Annotated in this window: 21 protein-coding genes; 12 read left to right on the top strand and 9 right to left on the bottom strand. The window is 43.2% G+C overall.

Annotated elements, in window-relative coordinates; all coding sequences use genetic code 11:
• Positions 1 to 77 precede the first annotated feature (77 nt).
• From GC097_RS22795 to dnaA, 8 genes are all read right to left on the bottom strand, one after another.
• A complete protein-coding gene (locus GC097_RS22795; RefSeq protein WP_171685573.1) occupies positions 78 to 1145 on the bottom strand; it encodes an HD-GYP domain-containing protein in 1068 nt (355 codons plus the stop codon).
• An 83-nt stretch (positions 1146 to 1228) separates the two neighbouring features.
• A complete protein-coding gene (gene gyrA, locus GC097_RS22790; RefSeq protein ID WP_171685572.1) occupies positions 1229 to 3715 on the bottom strand; it encodes a DNA gyrase subunit A in 2487 nt (828 codons plus the stop codon).
• A 46-nt stretch (positions 3716 to 3761) separates the two neighbouring features.
• Positions 3762 to 5678, bottom strand: a complete 1917-nt coding sequence (gyrB, locus tag GC097_RS22785) for a DNA topoisomerase (ATP-hydrolyzing) subunit B (protein WP_171685571.1) — start codon at positions 5676 to 5678, stop codon at positions 3762 to 3764.
• A gap of 68 nt (positions 5679 to 5746) precedes the next feature.
• Positions 5747 to 5995: an extracellular matrix regulator RemB gene (remB, locus tag GC097_RS22780; RefSeq protein ID WP_127454100.1), complete on the bottom strand. Its 249-nt coding sequence runs from the start codon at positions 5993 to 5995 to the stop codon at positions 5747 to 5749.
• Positions 5996 to 6000: 5 nt separating this feature from the next.
• Entirely contained in the window at positions 6001 to 7119 is a 1119-nt protein-coding gene (gene recF, locus GC097_RS22775) for a DNA replication/repair protein RecF (RefSeq protein ID WP_171685570.1), read from the bottom strand.
• A 28-nt stretch (positions 7120 to 7147) separates the two neighbouring features.
• Positions 7148 to 7363 (bottom strand): S4 domain-containing protein YaaA, encoded by a 216-nt coding sequence (gene yaaA / locus GC097_RS22770; protein WP_127454096.1) that lies wholly within the window; start codon positions 7361 to 7363, stop codon positions 7148 to 7150.
• A 13-nt stretch (positions 7364 to 7376) separates the two neighbouring features.
• Positions 7377 to 8519 carry a DNA polymerase III subunit beta gene (dnaN, locus tag GC097_RS22765; RefSeq protein ID WP_171685569.1) on the bottom strand — a complete coding sequence of 381 codons (1143 nt, stop codon included), beginning with the start codon at positions 8517 to 8519 and terminating at the stop codon, positions 7377 to 7379.
• 178 nt (positions 8520 to 8697) lie between these two features.
• The gene (gene dnaA / locus GC097_RS22760) at positions 8698 to 10062 is read right to left on the bottom strand and encodes a chromosomal replication initiator protein DnaA (protein ID WP_171685568.1); all 1365 of its coding nucleotides are present in this window, start codon (positions 10060 to 10062) and stop codon (positions 8698 to 8700) included.
• Positions 10063 to 10697: 635 nt separating this feature from the next.
• Here dnaA and rpmH point away from each other — a divergent pair.
• The 12 genes from rpmH (at position 10698) to GC097_RS22700 (ending at position 21534) form a co-directional block, all read left to right on the top strand.
• Complete coding sequence (rpmH, locus tag GC097_RS22755; protein ID WP_028557239.1) at positions 10698 to 10832, top strand: 50S ribosomal protein L34; 135 nt, start codon at positions 10698 to 10700, stop codon at positions 10830 to 10832.
• 140 nt (positions 10833 to 10972) lie between these two features.
• Positions 10973 to 11332 (top strand): ribonuclease P protein component, encoded by a 360-nt coding sequence (gene rnpA, locus GC097_RS22750; protein WP_171685567.1) that lies wholly within the window; start codon positions 10973 to 10975, stop codon positions 11330 to 11332.
• 71 nt (positions 11333 to 11403) lie between these two features.
• Complete coding sequence (yidC, locus tag GC097_RS22745; RefSeq protein ID WP_246294402.1) at positions 11404 to 12177, top strand: membrane protein insertase YidC; 774 nt, start codon at positions 11404 to 11406, stop codon at positions 12175 to 12177.
• Positions 12174 to 12791: an RNA-binding cell elongation regulator Jag/EloR gene (gene jag / locus GC097_RS22740; RefSeq protein ID WP_171685566.1), complete on the top strand. Its 618-nt coding sequence runs from the start codon at positions 12174 to 12176 to the stop codon at positions 12789 to 12791. Before yidC ends, jag begins: the two co-directional genes overlap by 4 nt.
• Before the next feature lie 71 nt (positions 12792 to 12862).
• Positions 12863 to 14239 carry a tRNA uridine-5-carboxymethylaminomethyl(34) synthesis GTPase MnmE gene (gene mnmE / locus GC097_RS22735; RefSeq protein WP_171685565.1) on the top strand — a complete coding sequence of 459 codons (1377 nt, stop codon included), beginning with the start codon at positions 12863 to 12865 and terminating at the stop codon, positions 14237 to 14239.
• 48 nt (positions 14240 to 14287) lie between these two features.
• Positions 14288 to 16177, top strand: a complete 1890-nt coding sequence (mnmG, locus tag GC097_RS22730) for a tRNA uridine-5-carboxymethylaminomethyl(34) synthesis enzyme MnmG (RefSeq protein WP_171685564.1) — start codon at positions 14288 to 14290, stop codon at positions 16175 to 16177.
• A 3-nt stretch (positions 16178 to 16180) separates the two neighbouring features.
• A complete protein-coding gene (gene rsmG / locus GC097_RS22725; RefSeq protein ID WP_171685563.1) occupies positions 16181 to 16909 on the top strand; it encodes a 16S rRNA (guanine(527)-N(7))-methyltransferase RsmG in 729 nt (242 codons plus the stop codon).
• A gap of 242 nt (positions 16910 to 17151) precedes the next feature.
• Positions 17152 to 17967, top strand: a complete 816-nt coding sequence (gene noc, locus GC097_RS22720; RefSeq protein ID WP_171685562.1) for a nucleoid occlusion protein — start codon at positions 17152 to 17154, stop codon at positions 17965 to 17967.
• A gap of 168 nt (positions 17968 to 18135) precedes the next feature.
• Positions 18136 to 18894: a ParA family protein gene (locus tag GC097_RS22715; RefSeq protein WP_171685561.1), complete on the top strand. Its 759-nt coding sequence runs from the start codon at positions 18136 to 18138 to the stop codon at positions 18892 to 18894.
• The gene (locus GC097_RS22710; RefSeq protein WP_171685560.1) at positions 18891 to 19763 is read left to right on the top strand and encodes a ParB/RepB/Spo0J family partition protein; all 873 of its coding nucleotides are present in this window, start codon (positions 18891 to 18893) and stop codon (positions 19761 to 19763) included. Before GC097_RS22715 ends, GC097_RS22710 begins: the two co-directional genes overlap by 4 nt.
• Positions 19764 to 19866: 103 nt before the next feature.
• Complete coding sequence (locus tag GC097_RS22705; RefSeq protein ID WP_171685559.1) at positions 19867 to 21027, top strand: aminotransferase class V-fold PLP-dependent enzyme; 1161 nt, start codon at positions 19867 to 19869, stop codon at positions 21025 to 21027.
• A gap of 15 nt (positions 21028 to 21042) precedes the next feature.
• Positions 21043 to 21534 carry a DUF4446 family protein gene (locus tag GC097_RS22700; RefSeq protein ID WP_171685558.1) on the top strand — a complete coding sequence of 164 codons (492 nt, stop codon included), beginning with the start codon at positions 21043 to 21045 and terminating at the stop codon, positions 21532 to 21534.
• Here the strand turns inward: GC097_RS22700 and yyaC are convergent.
• The gene (yyaC, locus tag GC097_RS22695) at positions 21509 to 22132 is read right to left on the bottom strand and encodes a spore protease YyaC (RefSeq protein WP_246294401.1); all 624 of its coding nucleotides are present in this window, start codon (positions 22130 to 22132) and stop codon (positions 21509 to 21511) included. The genes GC097_RS22700 and yyaC overlap by 26 nt on opposite strands.
• Between the last annotated feature and the right edge of the window lie 12 nt (positions 22133 to 22144).

The raw sequence follows: 22144 nt of genomic DNA, 5'->3' as shown, positions 1-22144 counted from the left end.
GAAATAGAATGCAAGCTTTTTATTCATATTCTTTTGAAATAAAGAAAACCCGCCTTATTCAGGGGGTTCCTAACATTTTATACATGTCCGATAACATCCTGAATAAATAAGCTTCTCTCTACAACCAGATTAACAATCGTTCCATTTACGTTCACCCAAGGCCTAGTCGGATGTGAGCGATCCGAGAATACGATCTCTCCGACACGATTATCACTGAGCTTAACCAATGTCCCATTGCTAATTTGTGTAGACTTGTTTATAAACACCTGAACCAAGGTAGGATCTACTTTACCGAATGACTCCGTGAAGAGCTGCTCTAGAACAAGATAAGGAGACATCGCTGTTTTGTGGAATCGTTCGTTGGTCATCGCATTATAAATGTCCGCAATCGCCACAATTTTAGCATACATGTGGATCTTATCGCCTTTCACTCCTAGCGGATAACCGGAACCATCCTCACGTTCGTGATGCTGAACGGCTGTTAATTTAACACCTTCGTTGATACCAGACACATTTTTGAGAATTTGATACCCTATTAGCGTATGTTGTTTAATCTCCTCCATCTCAGATGCCACTAATCGGCCCTTTTTCTCCAGAATGGAAGCATCCACTTTGGAAACGCCAATGTCATGCAGGAGACCGGCTAATGCAATTTGCATTAAATCTTTCTGAGGGAGACCATGCCATCTGGCTAAAGAATAGGAGGTCAAGCTAACCATGATGCTTTTGTGATAAATGTAATCTTGGAGATTGCGATTTTTGGGAGTAAAAGTAAGTACTTTATAGGTATCGATATGCTGAATAAGTGCTTCAAGTCCGTTACGAATGTCTAAGATCGGTAATGTTTGACCGCCATTGGCAAGTAAGAAAACGCGTTTAAGCAGCTTTAACATATTCTGATACTCAACATAAAAAGGAGGAACGGAATCAACCTCTTTCGCCTTCGTATCCTCAATGGCCGCCTCCGGCTCAATGCCGTTCTTCGATTCAATAAAAACAGAAGGGATGAGAAATGCTTTTAGAATCTCAATATCTCTTTCATTGATGACCTTCCCTTTGTAAAAAAGGACATTCCCCAATTTCGTTACTACATGATCGCCTAGTTTTTCACCATATTTTAATTGAGAAACGGCTACTGTCGGCACAATTGCTCACTCACCTTACTTTATCTTATACATGCTATTGTAAAGTAAAAGGGATGGGTTTGTAAGCCCATCCCTGCAATTTATTATTCGGTATCCGTAGATTCCGTTTCTTCCCAATCGCCGTCTTCTTCATTCTCAGACTGCTCTTCATTCTTCTGCACCCGAGCCAAGGTACCAACTTCATCGTCTTCGCGAATATTGATGAGGCGTACGCCTTGCGTATTACGGCCCATCACTGAAATACCGTCCATACTTGTCCGAATGACCGTACCGGAAGCCGTAATGATCATAAGATCCTCGTCTTCTTGCACGACTTTAAGGCCAACGACAGGACCGTTCTTATCCGTGATGTTTAAGGTTTTAATCCCTTTACCGCCGCGTGATTGGATACGGTACTCGGAAACAGGCGTTCGCTTACCGAAGCCCTTGGTCGTTACAATCAATACGCTATTATCCTCATGAACAACGTCCATATCGATAACAGCATCATCCTCATCAAGCTGGATACCTTTTACCCCGGTAGCCGATCTCCCCATTGAACGTACATCTTGTTCAGGGAAATGGATCGACATGCCGAACTTGGTCCCCATAATGATGCCTTGATTGCCGTCTGTTAATTTCACGCCAATGAGATCATCGTCATCACGTAAATTAATAGCGATTAGACCGCCTTTACGAATATTCGAATAATCGTCAATCGGCGTTTTCTTCACGACACCCTGTTTCGTTGCGAAGAACAGATACTGATCCGTTTCGAAGCTTTCAACCGGAATCACCGCATTGATCGTCTCACCTTGCTCGATTTGAATCAAGTTAATGATCGGTGTGCCGCGTGCAGTTCGGCTCAAATCCGGAATCTCATAAGCTTTCAAGCGGTACACTTTCCCTTTATTCGTAAAGAACATCAGGTAATGATGCGTGTTGGTCACGAACAAGTGTTCCACGAAATCGTCGTCTTTGGTTCCCATACCGACAATACCGCGTCCTCCGCGCTTCTGGTTCTTATACGTAGTTACAGGCAGCCGCTTAATATAGCCGGTATGTGTAATCGTAATTACGACGTCTTCACGAGGGATAAGGTCTTCATCTTCGATGCTTTCCTCGCCAATCGTGATTTCGGAGCGACGATCGTCGCCGAATTTCTCTTTGATTTCATTGAGCTCTTCGCTAATGATGGCTAGAATCAGCTGCTCATCGGCAAGAATCGCTTTAAGTTCGGCGATTTTCTTCATGAGCTCCTCATATTCTGCCTCAATCTTCTCACGCTCTAAACCGGTTAAGCGCTGCAGGCGCATGTCCAGAATAGCTTGAGCTTGATCGTAGCTCAAGTTAAACGTGTTTATGAGACCATCTCTAGCTTCTTCCGTTGTTCGGGAAGCACGAATCAATGCAATAACTTGATCCAGGTGATCCAGCGCGATCCGCAAGCCTTCCAAGATATGAGCGCGCGCTTCTGCTTTGCGCAAATCATACTCTGTTCTGCGGCGAATCACTTCCTGTTGGTGCTTGAGATAGTACGTCAGCATCTCGCGAAGATTCAATACTCTTGGTTGGCCATTAACGAGCGCCAGCATAATAATACCGAAGTTAGACTGCATGGCCGTCTGTTTAAACAAGTTATTCAGAACGACATTCGGGTTGACGTCACGGCGCAGCTCAATGACGACACGCATCCCGTTGCGGTCGGACTCGTCCCTAAGATCCGTGATGCCATCGATCTTTTTCTCGCGAACGAGCTCTGCAATTTTCTCAACCAATCTTGCTTTATTCACTTGATAAGGCAGTTCATTGACAATGATTCTAGCCTTGTTGTTATTTTCTTCAATAACGGTTCTTGCCCGCATGGTGACAGAGCCTCTACCTGTTGAATAGGCTTGTCTAATTCCCTCACGACCCAAAATAAATCCGGCTGTCGGGAAATCCGGTCCTTTGATGGCTTGCATCAAATCCATAGGTGTAACATCCGGATTTTCAATCAGCATCTGGATTCCGTCGATGACTTCTCGAAGGTTATGAGGCGGAATGTTCGTTGCCATCCCTACCGCAATACCAGAGCTTCCGTTCACGAGCAAGTTCGGAAAACGCGACGGGAGAACAACAGGTTCTTGTTCTTCACCGTCATAGTTGGGCGCATAATCAATCGTCTCTTTATTGATATCGCGAAGAAGCTCCATCGCGATTTTGGACAAGCGAGCTTCCGTATAACGCATGGCTGCTGCCATATCGCCATCGATCGACCCAAAGTTACCATGGCCGTCAACGAGCATGTAACGAAGGGAGAAGTCTTGCGCCATACGAACCATCGTTTCATAAACGGCCGAATCTCCATGAGGATGATACTTACCGATAACTTCGCCGACGATTCTCGCGGATTTCTTATATGGTTTATCTGGAGACATGCCTAGCTCAGACATCGCAAATAGAATACGGCGATGAACCGGCTTTAGACCGTCTCTTACATCTGGCAGTGCACGACTGACAATGATACTCATCGCATAGTCTAAGAAGGATGTACGCATTTCGGTAGAAATGTCAATTTCCTTGACTTGCGAACGTAATTCTTCGCTCATGAATGTTCCTCCTGAAAGCTTACATCGTTAACAACGTCTAAGACGTTTAGACATCTAGATTTTTCACGTAAATTGCGTGTTCCTCGATGAAATCTCTTCTAGGCTCTACGTTATCTCCCATCAAAGAATCAAAGAGCGTATCCGCTTCAATCGCATCTTCGATCGTCACTTGCAGCAATGTACGGCTCTCCGGATCCATTGTGGTTTCCCATAATTGCTCCGGATTCATTTCACCAAGTCCTTTGTAACGCTGTACATTGACTTTGGCACCTTCGCCAAACTCTTGCATGATCGCTTCTCTTTGCTTTTCGTTGTAAGCATAACGTACGGTTTTATTTCTCTCCAATTTGAAAAGAGGAGGCTGTGCAATATATACATAACCGGATTCGATCAGCTTTTTCATGTATCTGTAGAAGAACGTAAGAAGGAGTGTACGAATATGCGCTCCGTCAACGTCGGCATCTGTCATGATAATAATTTTGTGATAACGGGCCTTATTGATATCGAAATCATCGCTGATCCCTGTACCAAAAGCCGTAATCATCGCCCGAATCTCCGTATTGGATAAAATACGATCTAATCTGGCTTTCTCAACGTTCAAAATTTTTCCGCGAAGAGGAAGAATCGCTTGGAAGTGACGATCACGTCCTTGCTTAGCTGATCCGCCCGCAGAGTCACCTTCTACGATGTAAATCTCACTGATCGAAGCATCTTTGGATGAACAATCTGCGAGTTTACCTGGCAGAGCGCTTACTTCCAGCGCACTTTTGCGTCGAGTCAGTTCTCTCGCTTTACGTGCTGCTTCTCTGGCTCTTGCTGCCTGAATCCCTTTTTCCAGAATGCGCTTCGCAATCGCTGGATTTTCTTCCATGAATGTTTGCAGTTTCTCGGCAAATAGAGACTCAACAATACCGCGGACTTCACTGTTGCCTAGTTTTGTTTTCGTTTGCCCCTCGAATTGCGGCTCTGGAATCTTCACGGAAATAATCGCAGCAAGTCCTTCACGGACATCATCACCTGAAAGGTTAGAATCACTTTCTTTCAGTGAGTTCGATTTACGGGCATAATCATTCAAAATCCGCGTAAGCGCGCTTTTAAAACCGGATTCGTGCGTACCGCCCTCATGCGTATTGATGTTATTGGCGAAGGAGTAAATGTTTTCCGTATAGCTATCGTTGTACTGAAGAGCAATCTCAATGGAGATGTTATCCTTGGCACCCTCCACGTAAATTGGCATCTCATTGACAACTTCCCGATTTCGATTCAAATGTTGAACGAAGGAAATAATACCGCCTTCGTACATATGGGTTGTTACCGTATCCGTACGCTCGTCGATTAAATTAATCTCAATTCCCTTGTTCAGGAATGCGAGCTCACGAATCCGGGACTGGAGAATATCAAAGTCATATTCCGTCGTCTCTTTGAAAATCTCGGGATCCGGCTGGAACGTAACTTGCGTTCCCGTCTCTTCGGTTTCGCCGATAACCTTCACGTCATACTGAGGCGCACCGCGGCGATATTCTTGCTCATGAATTTTGCCATCACGCTTAACTTGAACCGTAAGATGCTCAGACAACGCATTAACAACAGAAATACCTACACCGTGCAAACCGCCCGATACTTTATAACCCGAATCATCTCCACCGAACTTACCGCCGGCATGAAGAACCGTAAGTACTACTTCCAATGTCGGACGCTTTAGCTTCGCATTTTCACCGACAGGAATCCCACGGCCATTATCAATAACGGTAACGCTATTATTCTTATGCACTATGACATCGATCTTGGTACAGAAGCCGGCTAACGCCTCATCGATACTGTTATCGACAACTTCCCATACGAGATGGTGAAGTCCACGGGCGCTCGTCGAGCCAATGTACATGCCCGGCCGTTTTCGTACGGCCTCTAATCCTTCAAGAACCTGAATCTGACTGTCATCGTACGCATTTTGATTCACGGACATGTTAATCTCCACCTGCTTTTTTATAGTGAGATAAACCTCTTATACTCTTTTATGTGAACAACAAAAGGTTAGTTCGTTAACAAAAGATGCGCTCTTTTCTTGAGCGTGGTAGAGGAGATCGGGGAATAATACACCTTACTCTTCGTAACGACGAGTGATTTGCATTCTTCTTCACCGATTTTTTCTGTTTTTTTATCCTTAACAGCTTGTTGAATGAATTGTTTCGATATCTTGGATGATTTCTCTATCGAGATATCGAATATAGCAATCAGTTCGGAAGCTCTAATAATTTTTTCTCCACCCAAATGAATAAACATGCTCCTCAGCTCCTGCCACTTACATTTCCTTTCAAAACATGAAACACGGAAGCATGGTTCAGCTGGTCCAAATGGACACTCTCTAGACCCGTCGTGGTAATAAACGTTTGGACTTTTTCTTGGAACGTGCGGATCAACTGCGTCTGCCTATATTCATCAAGCTCTGAAAGCACATCATCAAGCAATAAAAGAGGATATTCGCCAACTTCCTCATGGATGAGTTCAATCTCCGCCAGCTTAAGAGAGAGTGCAGTGGTTCGCTGCTGCCCCTGAGAGCCGTAGGTTTGGACTTCTTTGTCGTTGATGTAAAAAAGAAGATCGTCACGATGAGGGCCCACAAGTGTAACGCCTCTTCGGAATTCCTGATCTCTGACCAATGATAACTTTATCATAAATTGGTTTAATAAAACAGATTCATCTTCAAATGGCTCTATGTCAAAAGAAGGGGAATAGCGAATGAGCAGCTCTTCACTGTCATTTGTAATTCCGCGATGGATCGTTTCTGCCCATTGCTGCAGCTTCTTAATAAAGTTTTGACGCTTTTTCATAATTTTAACACCATACAGTGCTAATTGTTCGTTCCAGATGTCCAACATAGCATCTGGAGAGCCTTTTCCAGCGAAATTTTGCTTTAAATAATTGTTGCGCTGAAGCAAAATTTTCTGATATTGCGACAAATCATAGAGATACGAGGGCTGCACTTGGCCAATCTCCATATCAAGAAACCGTCGTCTAATACCAGGCGTTCCTTTGACGATTTCCAAATCCTCTGGCGCAAACATAACGACATTGAGGGCACCGATAAAGTTGCTTAGCTTCTTTTGCTCGAGTCCGTTAATCTTTGCTTTCTTGCCTTTGGTTGAAATGGATAGATCCAATTGGCAAGTTCCATACCGCTTTTGAATTTGAGCATGGAGCTGCGTTTGTTCACCGTTCCAGCCGATCAGTTCTTTATCTTGATGGGTACGGTGTGATTTGGTCATAGCCATCACATAGATGGATTCGAGCAAATTCGTTTTCCCCTGTGCGTTGGGTCCAACAAAAATATTTACATTGCTATCCGTCGTCAACTCGATCTGATCGTAATTCCGGTAAGATTTAAGCGCGAGTCTGTTCAAAAACATGATTCCTCATCCTCCTGGCTTGGCCCAATCAGGAGCTAACGACTTCGAATTGTCCGAAACCCTCCACGGTAACGATATCCTTCGGTACGAGTTTCCGTCCTCTGCGATTTTCAGCTTGCCCGTTCACTTCAATTTTGGTATCCACAACAAAAAATTTAGCTTGTCCACCTGTGGATATGCAGTCCGATAGTTTTAGAAACTGCCCGAGTGTAATGTAATCCGTGTTAATGGCGATCTGTTTCATCCTGGAGTACCCCCTAGTTCGTAGTTCGATATGGCAAGATCAGCTGCAACATGTTTGTCGAATCTTGCGGCTTCATGATGATAGGCTGCATAGCTCCAGTAAATCCAATATGAATAAACTCAGAATCGAGAACTTTAAGAGCATCAAGCATATATTTGGAGTTAAAAGAGATTTTCAATAAATCACCGGCAATATGCTGCAGGGTAATTTGTTCCGTTACTTTGCCGAGCTCGGAGGAGCTGGACGAAATTTCAATGGTTTGGTCTTCAAGCATCATCATTTTTACAATATTCGTCTTGTCTTCTTTGGATAGGAGGTAGGCGCGATCGATTGCTTCAGCCAATTCTTTGGTCGGAACGACCATTTCGGTTTGAAAAGACTGAGGAATAAGCTTCGATGTATCCGGGTACGTACCGTCCAAAATACGGGAATAAAATAAAATCGAATGAATTTTGAATAAAACTTGATTGTCCGAAATAACTATATCTATAAGTGAATTTTGATCCGGCAAAATTTTGCTTAATTCATTCAATGTACGGCCGGAAATAACGATGTTCGGCAAATTGTGCGCGTTGGTGTTATCAACCGAAACTTCTCTGGAAGCTAAACGGTGACGGTCGCAAGCAATAAATTTCAGTTTATCACCCGTGATATTCCAGAGCACCCCTGTAAGTATCGGCGTAGATTCATTCGTGGATACCGCATATGACGTTTGCTTAATCATCGTTTTAAGTAAATCGCTTGGAAGACGAAGCATTTTGCTTTCTTCGATTTCCGGCAGCAGCGGATATTCATCCGGGTCGAGTCCCATAATTTGAATTTCCGAGGATCCTGAACGAATAATGGTTTGAAAATTAGAGCCTACTTCAATTTCGATTAATTGAGCAGGGAGTTTACGAATAATTTCCACGAAAAATTTAGCTGGAAGCACTACGCTGCCGGCTTGATAAAGCTGAATGATTTTGTTCGTACCGTTTTCGCTAGGCGTAAAGCTTTGAATCGAAATATCTGTATCGCTTGCCGTAAGGGTAACACCGCTTAAGGTTGCATCTATTTTGATCCCTGTAAGAATGGGGATGGTTGTACGAGATGAAATGGCTTTGGAAACGTGACCAATGGATTCGATTAAATGGTCTTTAAGGATCGTTAATTTCATGACTTCACTCCTGCAGTTCTTTTTTGGGGTGCGTTAGCATATCTTTATATAATAACATTCTTTATTAGTAATAGCAGTAGGGGCTCTGGATATGTGGATATGTGGATGAACCTTATATAAGGCAAGCCTATCCACATGTGCATAGATTGTGTATAGGCTCACCCGAAATCAAATGTTATTAAGAGGGGTTCTTGATGCGCTCTGTAAGATTATGAACGATCTTATAGAGTTCCTGATCCGCTTGCAACATTTGCGATATTTTTTCATGGGCATGGATAACCGTTGTATGATCGCGGCCTCCAAAATTATCTCCGATTTTTGGCAATGAGAAGTCCGTCAGCTCACGTGCCAGGTACATAGCGACCTGTCTAGGGAAAGCTACGGCTTTTGTTCGTTTGCGCGCTTTGAAATCCTCTAGCTTCAATCCATAGAATTCACCAACACGCTGCTGAATATCCTGTATCGTAATGACCTTTGGCCGGTTCGACGGAATAATATCCTTCAAGGCTTCGGCCGTCAGATGCACGCTAATGTCTTGATTAATAAGAGATGAATAGGCTACGACACGTATAAGCGCACCCTCAAGTTCACGAATGTTCGTATCAATTTGGTTCGCGATATAGATCATCGCTTCATTCGGAATTTCGAGATTTTCCGCTTTTGCTTTTTTGCGCAAAATGGCAATGCGCGTCTCTAGATCAGGAGGCTGGATATCGGTAATCAAACCCCATTCAAATCTAGAGCGCAGCCGGTCTTCCAGGGTTGGAATCTCTTTTGGAGGCCGGTCACTGGAGATAATAATCTGCTTGCCTTCTTCATGAAGAGCATTAAATGTATGGAAAAACTCCTCCTGCGTACCTTCTTTGCCTGCGAGGAATTGGATATCGTCAATCAACAGCACATCGATGGTTCTATATTTATTTCGAAATCCTTCACCGCGGTTATCCCGGACGGCATTAATGAATTCATTCGTAAATTTCTCTGATGAAATGTACAAAACTCGGGCCCCAGGATTATGTTCAAGGACGTAATGGCCGATGGCATGCATTAAATGTGTCTTGCCTAAACCTACGCCTCCATATAGAAAAAGCGGATTGTAAGCTTTAGCCGGCGCTTCGGCAACAGCCAATGAAGCAGCGTGCGCGAATCGGTTGCCCGATCCAATTACGAACGTATCGAAGGTGTATCTCGAATTCATCATATTCGTAAAGTTTTCTTCTCCGGCGACGATCGCAGGGCCTTTCGGCGGTATAACAGTCGGCTGAAGCGCGGCGGATTGAGCTTTCTGCTCATCGGTCTCAATGATGAATTTGACAGAAACGTGTTTGCCGGTAAAGTCATGAATCGTGCCTTCAATCAGCTTGGTATATCGGCTTTCCAACCATTCCTGAGCAAAATTGTTGGGCGCACAAATAACGACAGTAGAATCATTAAAAACTGTCGCTTTCGTTGATTTTAACCAAGTGTCGAAGCTTGGTTTGCTGAGTTTAGTTTGGATAATCGATAATATTTGCTGCCATAAGTCCGTAGAATGGCCTTCCACAGTAATTCACTCCTTTGAAATCAAACATGTGGCGTAAGGCCAGTTTTTGAAAAAATTGATCTGTGTATAACTCATTATGGATGAAACTCTAACTGGAGCGATCCGAATAAAGCTTAGATTGAACTCAATCAGAGTATATTCTGCGCGATTTACGGCGAAATGAACCTTCATGTCTGATGGGGTCAAAAAAGGACGGCTTTTGTCGTTTTATCCACATTATTAAGAATCGGTTAAAATGACTTATTCTTGCAGAGGGAATTTTGTTCACAATGTTATCCACAGACTGTTGATAAATCGGAGAATTGGTCGTGTATATCCACAACAGAAACATTACCATCTTATCAAAAGATAGCTTGTTAATCAACGGATTGTTTGGTATTATCCACAATTACAACAAGTTGTGCATAGAAATTGTTCACAACACAAGATATTGTTAATATTCTGTTGATTTTCGACAAGCTTCTCTTTTTGTGTGGGAAATTTTATACACAGGTTATTCTTTTTCGAATTTTATAGTGGCTGTTTGACATTTCATTCTGCACGCTCGGGTAGGTTGACTTTCTTTAGTGATATATGATTTAATGAGTAGTAGAAATTTTGTAGGATGGATATCCTCAGGTAGGGAGGTGCTATAGATGGGTCCGACGTTTAACCCGAATACGAGAAAGCGTAAGAAAAATCATGGTTTCCGTAAAAGAATGAGCACGAAGAACGGTCGTAAAGTTCTACAAGCTCGTCGTCTTAAAGGAAGAAAAGTTCTTAGCGCGTAAAAAGAGGGCTCCGGAAGGGGCTTTTTTTTTTGCATTGGAGTGGATCGGTTTATATGCCGCCATTTCGGTCAAAAATAGATAAGATGCCTTGGGGCTGATTTAGCTTATCTGAATGTTAACGGTCTGGAGCGTACATTTCTGTGGAAAAAGAATATAGATTAGCTAAACGAGAAGATTTCAATAAGATTTACCGGTACGGCAAGTCGATGGCGAATCACCAATTCGTTCTATATTATTTGCCTCAACCCAAAATGGAACATTTCCGCCTTGGCATATCGGTGAGCAAAAAAGTGGGGAATGCGGTTGTCCGGAACCGCTTGAGGCGAATGGTGAAAGAGATCGTTCGTTTGAAAAAAGAAAATCTGATGCCGCATTATGATTACATTTTGCTGGCCAGAAAACCCGTTGTAGACATGGAATATGCGGAGATGGAAAAGAGCATCTGGCACGTAATCCGAAAAGCTTCTTTATTAAAAAGAAACGACACAATAAAAAAGTGAAGCTATATTTCCTTGCACGCTGAAATTGTGTTATAGTTTATGTTGGAAAAGATATTTAGGAGGATCTCATTTTGACTCGTCGACTCTATTTGCTTACAGCTCTTTCTGCGTTGATCTTATTGTTGTCAGGATGTAGTCCTAGCAGCGCTGCTATGGCACCAATTGATCCCAACACGGCAGGTTTTTTTGTTAAATATTTTGTGTACCCGCTTTCGCAAACGCTCGACTGGTTCGCAGACAAGCTATGGGGTCAATACGGCTTATCCATCTTAGTCGTAACAATCATTATTCGTCTCATCATTTTGCCTCTGACGCTGAAACAGTATAAGAGCTCTAAACGGATGCAAGAATTGCAGCCTGAGATGAAGAAGCTTAAAGAAAAGTATAAAGATGATGCGAAGAAGCAGCAGGAAGAGACAATGAAGCTGTTCCAGTCAAATGGTGTGAATCCGTTAGCCGGATGTTTCCCAATCATTGTTCAAATGCCAATTCTGATTGCGCTTTATCAAGCTATCATGCGTAATGATCACATTCGCGAGCATACTTTTTTATGGATGAATTTAGGCCAGCCTGATCATTATTACGTCCTGCCATTGATCGCCGCGGCAACTACGTTCGTTCAACAAATGTTTATGTCCTCACAAATGAATCAACAAATGAAAAGCTTACTATACATTTTCCCAGTTATGATCTTCGTGATGTCCATGAATTTCGCAGCTGCTCTGCCGCTGTACTGGATTTACGGTAACATCTTCACCATTATTCAGTCTTACTTTATTTATGGTTCTCCTGGAAAACAAAAAAATCCTGGATCTCAAAATAATAAGGGTGGCCTGTCCAAATGAAAAAAATTGTGGTGACTGGAAAAACTATTGAGCTAGCGGTGAATGCCGGTCTATCTCAATGGCAGGTTTCTGAGGATCGTGTAAAGATTCATATTTTGGAACAGCCCTCACGAGGGTTGTTCGGGTTTATTGGTTCCAAAGAAGCTAAGGTTGAGCTTGAATTGATACCAGATCCACTTGAGGAAGCCATTGCTTTCTTACAAGATATGTTCGAAGCGATGAAAATTTCCATCACCATAGATACGACAAAGGATCGCGAAGGCTACCTTTTGAATATGAGTGGCTCTGAGTTAGGGATTTTGATCGGTAAAAGAGGACAAACCCTCGATGCGCTGCAATATTTAGTCAATATTGTCGCCAATCGCTATGCGAATTCGCATTTTCGCATTATCTTAGATGCGGAGAATTTCCGCGACAGGCGGAAAAAGACGCTGGAGGAGCTGGCCTTGAGGCTGGCGAATCGTGTCATAAAGTCGAAAAAAGAAGTTATTTTGGAGCCGATGAACTCGCAAGAACGCAAGATTATTCATGCTGAATTGCAAGGGCATCCCGTTGTCAAAACATATAGCAAAGGCGAAGAACCGAATCGTCGGGTTGTAATCGCCGTCAAATAACGTTAACCGCAATGACTTTTGCATGTCATTGCTTTTTCTTTAAGATGAGGTAAATTCGAGGTGCAAAGACTATGTTAAATGATACGATTGCTGCTATTTCTACGCCACTCGGCGAGGGTGGGATAGCGGTTATTCGTGTGAGCGGGGATGATGCCGTTCCACTCGTGGAGCGTGTTTTTCGCTCAAAAACGAAATTATCCGATGCTGCGACGCATACGGTACATTATGGATTCATTGTAGAACCTGCTTCTGCCGAAAAGGTAGAGGAGGTTCTCGTTACGTTAATGAAAGCTCCACGTTCTTTTACGATGGAGGATGTAGTAGAGGTCAGCTGTCACGGGGGCATCGTTTCTGTGAAGAAAGTGCTGGATCTGCTGCTGCAGCAAGGGATTCGATTGGCCGAGCCAGGCGAATTCACGAAACGTGCATTCCTGAACGGTCGCATCGATCTAACACAAGCGGAAGCGGTTATTGACTTGATTCGGGCCAAATCGGACCGCGCATTCAAGGTAGCGTTAAAGCAGGTTGAAGGAAATTTGTCGAAACAAATCAAGCATTTGCGGTATGTGCTGGTGGAATTAATGGCGCATGTCGAAGTGAATATTGATTACCCGGAGCATGATGTAGAAGAGATGACCAATGCTTTCATAAAAAGCAAATGCGATGCGGTTATGGTTGAAATTGACCGTCTTTTGGTGACCGCTGAACAGGGTAAGATTTTGCGCGAGGGCATTGAGACAGCTATTGTGGGTAGGCCGAATGTTGGGAAATCCTCGCTGTTGAATGAGTTGGCGCAGGAGAATCGGGCGATCGTAACCGATATACCGGGCACAACGAGGGATGTCATTGAGGAGTTCGTGAATATTGGCGGAATTCCGCTCAAGCTGCTGGATACGGCGGGCATTCGGGAAACGACAGATATCGTGGAGCAAATCGGGGTCGAGCGATCGAAAACAGCTTTGGCTGAAGCGGATCTTATTTTATTGGTGTTGAACAGCAATGAAGAGCTCCAACTTGATGAGATTGCGCTTATGAAGCAGCTGGCGGATAAGCAAACGATTGTTATCTTGAATAAGACGGACTTGAGTCGAAGGCTGGATGTCGAACAGGTCCTGAGTTATTTTCCACAGGAACGTATTGTGGAGTTGTCTCTGATTGAGAATAAAGGTATCGATCGTTTGGAAAAGGCGATTGCTGCAATTTTCTTTGAGGGTAAGCTGGAGTCAAGCGATCTGACGTATGTTAGTAATGTCCGACACATATCCTTGTTGAAGCAAGCGAAACGTTCCTTAGAGGATGCGCTCGATGCTAACGAACAGTATGTGCCGATTGATATGATTCAAATCGATATTCGAGCGGCTTGGGAGCAGCTTGGCGAAATTATCGGTGATTCGGTTGGAGAGTCGCTGATCGATCAAATTTTCACACAATTCTGCTTAGGAAAATGAAAATCGACAGCATTTTCATTTTCATAAAAGAGGGAGGGACGTTGAACTATGGGATATCATGCAGGTGATTATGATGTTATTGTCATCGGCGCCGGACACGCAGGTTGCGAATCTGCTCTGGCCTCTGCTCGCATGGGCTGCAATACACTACTGTTAACGATTAATCTGGATATGGTTGCTTTCATGCCATGCAATCCATCCATTGGTGGTCCTGCGAAGGGCCACGTTGTTCGAGAAATCGACGCGCTTGGTGGCGAAATGGGCCGCAACATCGACAAAACATACATTCAGATGCGTATGTTGAATACGGGGAAAGGTCCAGCTGTGCACGCGCTTCGTGCACAAGCCGACAAATTTTCATATCAGCACAAAATGAAAGAAACGATCGAAGCAACACCAAACCTAACGTTACGTCAAGGTATGGCTGAAGATCTTATCGTAGAAAATGGCGCTATCAAAGGCGTTATTACGAAAACAGGCGCTGAGTACTACGCAAAAGCAATTGTGCTTACAACGGGTACTTATCTAAGAGGTAAAGTTATTATGGGCGAGCTTATGTATGAGAGCGGTCCGAATAACCAGCAGCCTTCTGTAAAACTTTCCGAGTCTTTGCGTAAATTAGGTTTTGATCTCGTTCGTTTCAAAACGGGAACTCCGCCGCGGGTTCATAAGGATTCCATTGATTTCAGCAAAACAGAAATTCAACCAGGCGATGATGAGCCTAAGTTTTTCTCTTTTGAGACGAAATCGGGCTCTAATGAACAATTGCCTTGTTGGTTAACTTATACGTCAGAAGAGACGCACAATATTATTAACTCGAACTTGCACCGTGCTCCTATGTTTTCAGGAGCTATTGAAGGAACGGGCCCTAGATATTGTCCATCTATCGAGGATAAAATTGTTCGTTTTGCCGATAAGCCAAAGCATCAAATTTTCCTGGAACCGGAAGGCCGCAATACATCCGAATACTATGTTCAAGGCTTATCTACGAGCATGCCGGAAGATGTACAGCTTGGCATTTTGCGCTCAATCCCTGGCCTTGAGAAGGTCGAGATGATGCGTACCGGTTATGCGATAGAATATGATGCGGTAGTTCCTACACAATTGAAGCCGTCTCTCGAGACTAAGCTGGTTAGCGGTCTTTTTACGGCTGGACAAATTAATGGAACTTCTGGTTATGAAGAAGCAGCTGGGCAGGGAGTTATGGCCGGGATTAATGCGGCTCGTAAAGTGCAAAACAAAGAGGCGGTCGTTCTGGATCGATCTGAAGGCTATATTGGTGTTCTTATTGATGATCTAGTGACGAAAGGGACGAATGAGCCTTATCGTCTTTTAACATCACGCGCTGAATATCGTTTGCTGCTTCGCCATGACAATGCAGATATGCGTTTAACGCCTATCGGCCACGAGATTGGTTTGATTCCTGAGGAGCGCTATGCGGCATTTTTAAATAAGAAAGCATTAGTCGATCAAGAAATTGAACGTTTGAATACGGATAAAATTAGACCGGAACCGCATGTCCAGCAGCTGCTTGAAAGTTTGGAAAGTGTGGTATTAAATAATTCCGTTCCGGCTATTGCTCTTCTTCGCCGTCCTGAAATTGAGTATAAGCATATTGAGCAAATGTCTCCTTCACCTCTTGAGTTGGACGATGAAATGAAGGAGCAGGTCGAAATTCAAGTTAAATATGCGGGCTACATTGAAAAGCAAAGCAATCAAGTGGAACGTTTGCGGAAAATGGAGAAGAAAAAGATTCCGGATGATATCGAATACAGCGAGATTCATGGTATTGCGACGGAAGCTAAGCAAAAGCTGGCTAAAATCCGCCCGATATCCATCGGTCAAGCATCGCGTATTGCAGGTGTCACTCCTTCAGACATTTCGATCCTTCTTGTGTATTTGGAACACTATAACAGAGTCACTGCGGCTAGAGGTTAATATATGGATGCTATACAACAACAATTTGTTCAATTTTTAGAGAAACAACAGATTACTCTTTCTACTCTACAACTGGATCAATTCGAGCAGTACTACAAGACTCTTGTAGAGTGGAATGAGAAAATGAATCTGACTGGCATCACAGAGAGAGAGCAGGTTTATTTGAAGCATTTCTACGACTCTCTTTCTGTTGCTTTTAATTTTGATGTGAGCTCCGTGTCTACGATTGCTGATATTGGTTCAGGCGCGGGGTTCCCAAGTATTCCTTTGAAAATCGCTTTTCCTCATCTAAAAGTAACGATCGTGGATTCTTTGAATAAACGAATACTTTTTTTGAAAGAGCTAGTTTCACAATTAGGTCTATCTGACACAGAATGTGTTCATGGTAGAGCGGAGGACATTGCTAGATTACCTAAATACCGCGATCAGTTCGATTTGGTAACGGCTAGAGCTGTTGCTAGACTCCAGGTGTTGAATGAGTTTTGTCTTCCTTTTGTGAAAAAGGATGGCACGTTTATCGCCATGAAGGGTTCGGAAATTGAAGATGAGTTAAGCGAGTCTTCCTTTAGCTTATCTGAGTTGAAGGGGAAAGTAGTCAGGGTTCTCAACATGCAGCTGCCAATTGAGGAATCGATGCGGCATTTTGTTGAGATTCATAAGCTCGGAGCTACGCCTGCTAAGTACCCACGAAAAGCGGGAATTCCATTGAAAGAGCCTCTTATTAAACGTTGAAAATGTTCCACGTGAAACATTTCATCTAAGTTTCACAATTACTAAAAGCAGGAAATTTAGCTTCGATGGAGAATATATAAATAGTAAGAATCTATTCTATTTGAAGTAAGTTTATGTGATTGCACTTGTCATACTTCGCCGTAACTTGACAAGCGTTTTCGTTCTGTAGGACGAAGAGGTCGTCTATCTTTGGATCGTATGGGTCGCTTAAACTACGGGAAGAGTTGGTGGTAGGGTTTCCTATGAAAGAACAAATTTCAAAGCTATTTGGACTTGCTGATCGTTCGTCGACGGATGAGGTCAAAAACATACCGGTAAATAACATTATTCCAAGTCCATATCAACCTAGGACCTTATTTGATGATGATCGTATTGATGAATTGTGCCAAACGATTCGAACGCATGGTGTCATTCAGCCAATCGTTGTCAGGGTCAAAAACAATATATTTGAGCTTATAGCCGGTGAGCGACGCTTAAGAGCTGTGAAGAAACTTGGTCTTGATACAATCCCGGCCATTGTACGTGATTTTAATGATTCGCAAGCTGCTTCTATTGCTCTTATCGAGAATCTGCAGCGTGAAGGTTTGACTGCAATTGAAGAAGCGGCTGCTTACCATCAGTTGATTGAAATGCATGACCTGACGCAAGAGAGTTTGGCTCAGCGTCTTGGCAAAAGCCAATCAACCATTGCCAATAAGATTCGCCTTTTACACTTAAGCGAACCTGTTAAGATGGCCTTGATGGAGCGGAAGATCACAGAGCGTCACGCCAGAGCTTTATTAGCTTTGGATCAAGAAGAATTGCAAGTGAAAATTCTTGAAGAAGTGATTGCGAAAGAGCTGAATGTGAAACAAACAGAAATTAAGATTAACTTTTTAAAGGAAGCAGCGAAAATCAAGAAATCTCGTCGAGTTTCGTTCTCCAAGGATGTTCGTTTAGCTTTGAACACGATTCGTCAATCCGTTGAGATGGTAACCAGCTCAGGGCTGAATATTAATACGCATGAGCAGGATCATGAGGATCACTACGAAATTATCATTAAAATTCCTAAACGATAAACGATAACCGAGCATTTATTGCTACCTTAAACGGCGCAAGCCGTTTTTTTGCATCTTATGAGATAAAACTATCAATATAGATGAGGTAACTGGCTGATAGATATGTTAAGATAGATATACTGCTTTTAGAATGGCATTTGGAACATAAGCGATTGAGGTGAAATGGTTTTGTCTAAAATTATAGCAATAACGAATCAGAAGGGTGGCGTCGGCAAGACGACAACTTCTGTGAATTTGGGTGCTTCCTTAGCTTCGCTCGGGAAGAGAGTGCTGCTCGTTGACATCGATCCACAAGGGAATACGACTAGTGGTATTGGTGTTAATAAGGCCGATGTCGTGAATTGCATCTATGATGTGCTTATTAACGATGTTCACCCCAAAGATGCAACGGTTGATACGAATGTTCCAAACCTTAAAATTGTACCTGCGACGATTCAGCTTGCGGGCGCTGAGATTGAGCTTGTTCCAACGATATCAAGGGAAGTTCGATTGAAAAAGTCTTTGCAATTAGTTAAACATATGTATGATTACATCCTTATTGATTGCCCACCTTCGTTAGGTCTTCTTACGATTAATTCTCTAACTGCTGCAGATTCTGTTATTATCCCAATTCAATGTGAATACTACGCGCTTGAAGGGTTAAGCCAACTGCTGAATACGGTTCGCTTGGTCCAAAAGCATCTTAATACAGGGCTTCAAATTGAAGGTGTCTTGTTAACGATGTTTGATGCTAGAACAAACCTCGGTATTCAAGTCATTGAGGAAGTTAAGAAATACTTTCAAACTAAAGTATATCAAACGATTATCCCGCGGAACGTTCGCCTAAGCGAAGCTCCCAGTCATGGGCAATCGATTGTTACTTACGATCCTAGATCAAAAGGCGCGGAAGTGTATTTAGAGCTTGCGAAGGAAGTGATCTCGATATGACCAAAGGCCTAAACAAAGGTTTAGGTAAAGGCTTGGATGCTTTAATCACGTCATTGCACATTGATGAGAGTGATAAAGTGATTCAAATCCCTTTAGCGCAATTGAGAGCTAACCCTTATCAACCTAGAAAGCATTTTAACGAAGATAGTATTAAAGAGTTAGCTGATTCGATTAAAGAGCATGGCGTTATTCAACCAATCATTGTTCGTAAGGTTCTTAAGGGCTACGAAATCATTGCCGGTGAGAGAAGATTCCGTGCTTCTCAGGTATCAGGACTTGCAACGATTCCAGCCGTTGAAAGAAACTTTACAGATCAACAAGTCATGGAAATTGCACTGATTGAGAATGTTCAGCGGGAAGATCTGAACGCTATGGAGATTGCTTTTGCTTATCAGGGGATTATCGATCAGTTTTCGTTAACCCAAGAAGAACTTTCTGCGAAAGTTGGCAAGAGCCGTTCTCATATCGCAAACTTCTTAAGACTGCTTCAACTGCCAGAATCAATTAAACAATATGTTTCACGTGGAACATTATCCATGGGTCATGCGAGAGCAATTGTTGGCGTGAAGGATGACAAGATTAAGAAGGAACTAGCTGAAGCGACCATCAGCAAACAATGGAGTGTCCGCGAACTTGAAGAAGCTGTAAAAATGCTGGAAGAATCGCCAGGACAAGAAAAAGAAAAAACGAAGCAAAAAGAGAAAAACAGAGACCCCTATATCAACCAAGCTGAGGATCAACTTAGAGATATTTATCGTACAACGGTGAAAATCAAAAATCAGCAGGACAAGGGGAAGATTGAACTTCTCTACTATTCGAAAGATGACTTAAACCGTCTGCTAGAATTACTTCAAGGTAAAATCTCTTAAAAGTTAGATAGCATACCGATGGTTTTCTTTCGAGCAGAAAGATCAAACTAAGGTATGCTATATTTATGAGTGGACCTTGTGTCCATAGGAGAGGGTGAGACAAATGAAAGGTGTCATGTACTTTGATCAAGCAGCATCATCCTGGCCTAAGCCGCCGGCTGTTATGGATGCGATGATGGCGTGCATGCAGGATTACGCAGCCAATCCCGGACGGGGAAGCCACCAGATGGCTGTGAAAGCAAGCAGGGTGTTATTTGAAACAAGAAAAAACTTAGCCCGCTTGTTCGGAATAAAAAACCCGAATGATCTTTCGTTTGCATTAAATACAACGCATGCGCTAAATCAAGCGATCAAAGGCTTTGTTAAACCAGGAGATCACGTGATCTGCACAAATATCGAGCATAACTCCGTGCGCAGACCGCTGGAATACTTGAAGTCTACAATCGGAGTAGAACTTACGTACATCAAAAATGATCTAGCTGGTAATGTCCAAATAGATGAGCTCAAAAAGGCGCTAAGACCGAATACATCGCTCGTTGTTGTCAATCATAGCTCGAATTTATTGGGAACGATAATGCCAGTAGCGGAGATCGGTGAGATATGTCGGGCTCATGGCGCGAAGCTGCTCGTAGACGCGGCTCAGAGCGCCGGTATACTGCCTATACACGTGGATGATATGAATATTGATATGTTAGCCTTTCCGGGCCATAAAGGGCTTCTAGGGCCTCAGGGAACGGGTGGGCTTTACATACATCCTGGCATTGATTTAGAGCCGCTATTGCACGGAGGGACAGGCAGTCAATCGGAGGCGATTCAGCAACCAACGGTACGTCCAGATCGTTACGAAGCTGGAACGCAAAACACTGTCGGGATTGCAGGATTGAACGAAGGCGTCAAATTCGTATTGGCGGAAACCATTGAGAAGATTCATGCAAAAGAATGGCGTCAAACGCAAAGACTGATGGAAGGCTTACTGGGAATTGAAGGGGTGACGATTCTTGGTCCCGCACTTGGACAAAATAAAACAGGAATTGTCTCCTTTAATATAGATGATGCGGATTCATCGGAAGTTGCCTTTATTTTGGATCAATCTTTCCAGATCGCTGTACGATCCGGTTATCATTGTTCTCCGCTTGCCCACGAATCGGCAGGTACATTAGCTAAGGGAGCAGTTCGGGCGAGTATCGGTTATTTTACAACGGATGAAGAAGTGGATGCTCTAATTTATGCGGTGAAAGAGATTCAATCGCAGTATGCTAAGTAGAAAGAGGGATCAACCATGGGGGAACTGTTTGGTTTGGATGGCAGTTTTGTCGTAATCATTAGTTATGTGTTAATCTTATTTTTATTCATTTTCGTGATTATCCTTTCTGTAAAATTATCATCTTTGCGCAAGCGGTACACAAAAATGATGAACGGTTCACAGTCGGAAAACATGGAGCAGCTCCTTGTTGAAATGCAGCATGCCATCAACGAACAAAAGGCCGAATCAGCAACGACTTCAGCCCAAGTTGAAACGATTCGCCAATCCTTAAAGAAGATGAAGTCCAAAGTAGCCATTCACCGTTATAATGCCTTCAATGATGGTGGAAGTAATTTGAGCTTCACGATTGCCATATTGGATGAATTCCAAGATGGTGTTGTTTTGACAGGAATACATAGCAGGGAGCAGATGTACTTGTATGCCAAACCGATTCAAAATGGGCAATCCACGTTTACATTGAGTCCTGAAGAAAAAGAAGCAATTAATCAAACTTTAAAGCTGTCTTAGTGCTTGGTGCGAAAGCCTGAGTGCGGCGCAGAGCCAAGTGAAGAGCATCACCGATGACGTTAGCCATATTCATAACCAAGCTTAACCGCGTATTCTGCAAAACGAAATATTCCATGAATCCGCCTACGTTTACGATACCGGTCACATGGATGTTGCCAACGGGAGGAAGATCTTTGTTCACCCCGGCACCAGGCTTGAGCGGCCCATCAGCAACTTGAATGCAGCCTACGCTGGCAACTTGACCTAAACAAGCATCAACGGCAACGATAAAAGGGTTATCGAATTCCCGGTTTACTTTCTCAACGGTTTCAGATAAGTTCATGGCATGGACCGGCTCATCTAAAGTGCCGAACAGGTGAAGATTGCGAAGATTCGTCGTACGGTTCAAATGCGATCCAACCAAAGGTCCAAGCGAGTCACCCGTGGAACGATCGGTTCCTACACAGATGACAACGATAGGTTGATAGGTTGGTAGCTTACTGAAAATGCTCTGTAAATGCTTAGAGAGAAGAAAAGGGGTATCGGCATCTGTATGCTGGATTTTAAGTGGGCCTAGATCCGTATTTTTCATTCCGTCGAAACCATATTGGAATTTCATCATATCCCTCCA

It is taken from the genome of Paenibacillus planticolens (assembly GCF_013141725.1).
Taxonomy (GTDB): Bacteria; Bacillota; Bacilli; order Paenibacillales; family NBRC-103111; genus Paenibacillus_E; species Paenibacillus_E planticolens.
This window is presented reverse-complemented; position numbering and strand designations above follow the sequence as displayed.

Excerpts from the sequence above, each read along its gene's own strand:
- rpmH (WP_028557239.1), top strand. The coding sequence starts at position 10,698 with ATGGGTCCGACGTTTAACCCGAATACGAGAAAGCGTAAGAAAAATCAT.
- remB (WP_127454100.1), bottom strand. The coding sequence starts at position 5,995 with ATGTTTATTCATTTGGGTGGAGAAAAAATTATTAGAGCTTCCGAACTG.
- recF (WP_171685570.1), bottom strand. The coding sequence starts at position 7,119 with ATGTTTTTGAACAGACTCGCGCTTAAATCTTACCGGAATTACGATCAG.
- GC097_RS22700 (WP_171685558.1), top strand. The coding sequence starts at position 21,043 with ATGGGGGAACTGTTTGGTTTGGATGGCAGTTTTGTCGTAATCATTAGT.
- GC097_RS22705 (WP_171685559.1), top strand. The coding sequence starts at position 19,867 with ATGAAAGGTGTCATGTACTTTGATCAAGCAGCATCATCCTGGCCTAAG.
- mnmE (WP_171685565.1), top strand. The coding sequence starts at position 12,863 with ATGTTAAATGATACGATTGCTGCTATTTCTACGCCACTCGGCGAGGGT.
- dnaN (WP_171685569.1), bottom strand. The coding sequence starts at position 8,519 with ATGAAATTAACGATCCTTAAAGACCATTTAATCGAATCCATTGGTCAC.
- gyrB (WP_171685571.1), bottom strand. The coding sequence starts at position 5,678 with ATGTCCGTGAATCAAAATGCGTACGATGACAGTCAGATTCAGGTTCTT.
- gyrA (WP_171685572.1), bottom strand. The coding sequence starts at position 3,715 with ATGAGCGAAGAATTACGTTCGCAAGTCAAGGAAATTGACATTTCTACC.
- jag (WP_171685566.1), top strand. The coding sequence starts at position 12,174 with ATGAAAAAAATTGTGGTGACTGGAAAAACTATTGAGCTAGCGGTGAAT.
- yaaA (WP_127454096.1), bottom strand. The coding sequence starts at position 7,363 with ATGAAACAGATCGCCATTAACACGGATTACATTACACTCGGGCAGTTT.
- mnmG (WP_171685564.1), top strand. The coding sequence starts at position 14,288 with ATGGGATATCATGCAGGTGATTATGATGTTATTGTCATCGGCGCCGGA.
- yyaC (WP_246294401.1), bottom strand. The coding sequence starts at position 22,132 with ATGAAATTCCAATATGGTTTCGACGGAATGAAAAATACGGATCTAGGC.
- noc (WP_171685562.1), top strand. The coding sequence starts at position 17,152 with ATGAAAGAACAAATTTCAAAGCTATTTGGACTTGCTGATCGTTCGTCG.
- GC097_RS22710 (WP_171685560.1), top strand. The coding sequence starts at position 18,891 with ATGACCAAAGGCCTAAACAAAGGTTTAGGTAAAGGCTTGGATGCTTTA.
- rsmG (WP_171685563.1), top strand. The coding sequence starts at position 16,181 with ATGGATGCTATACAACAACAATTTGTTCAATTTTTAGAGAAACAACAG.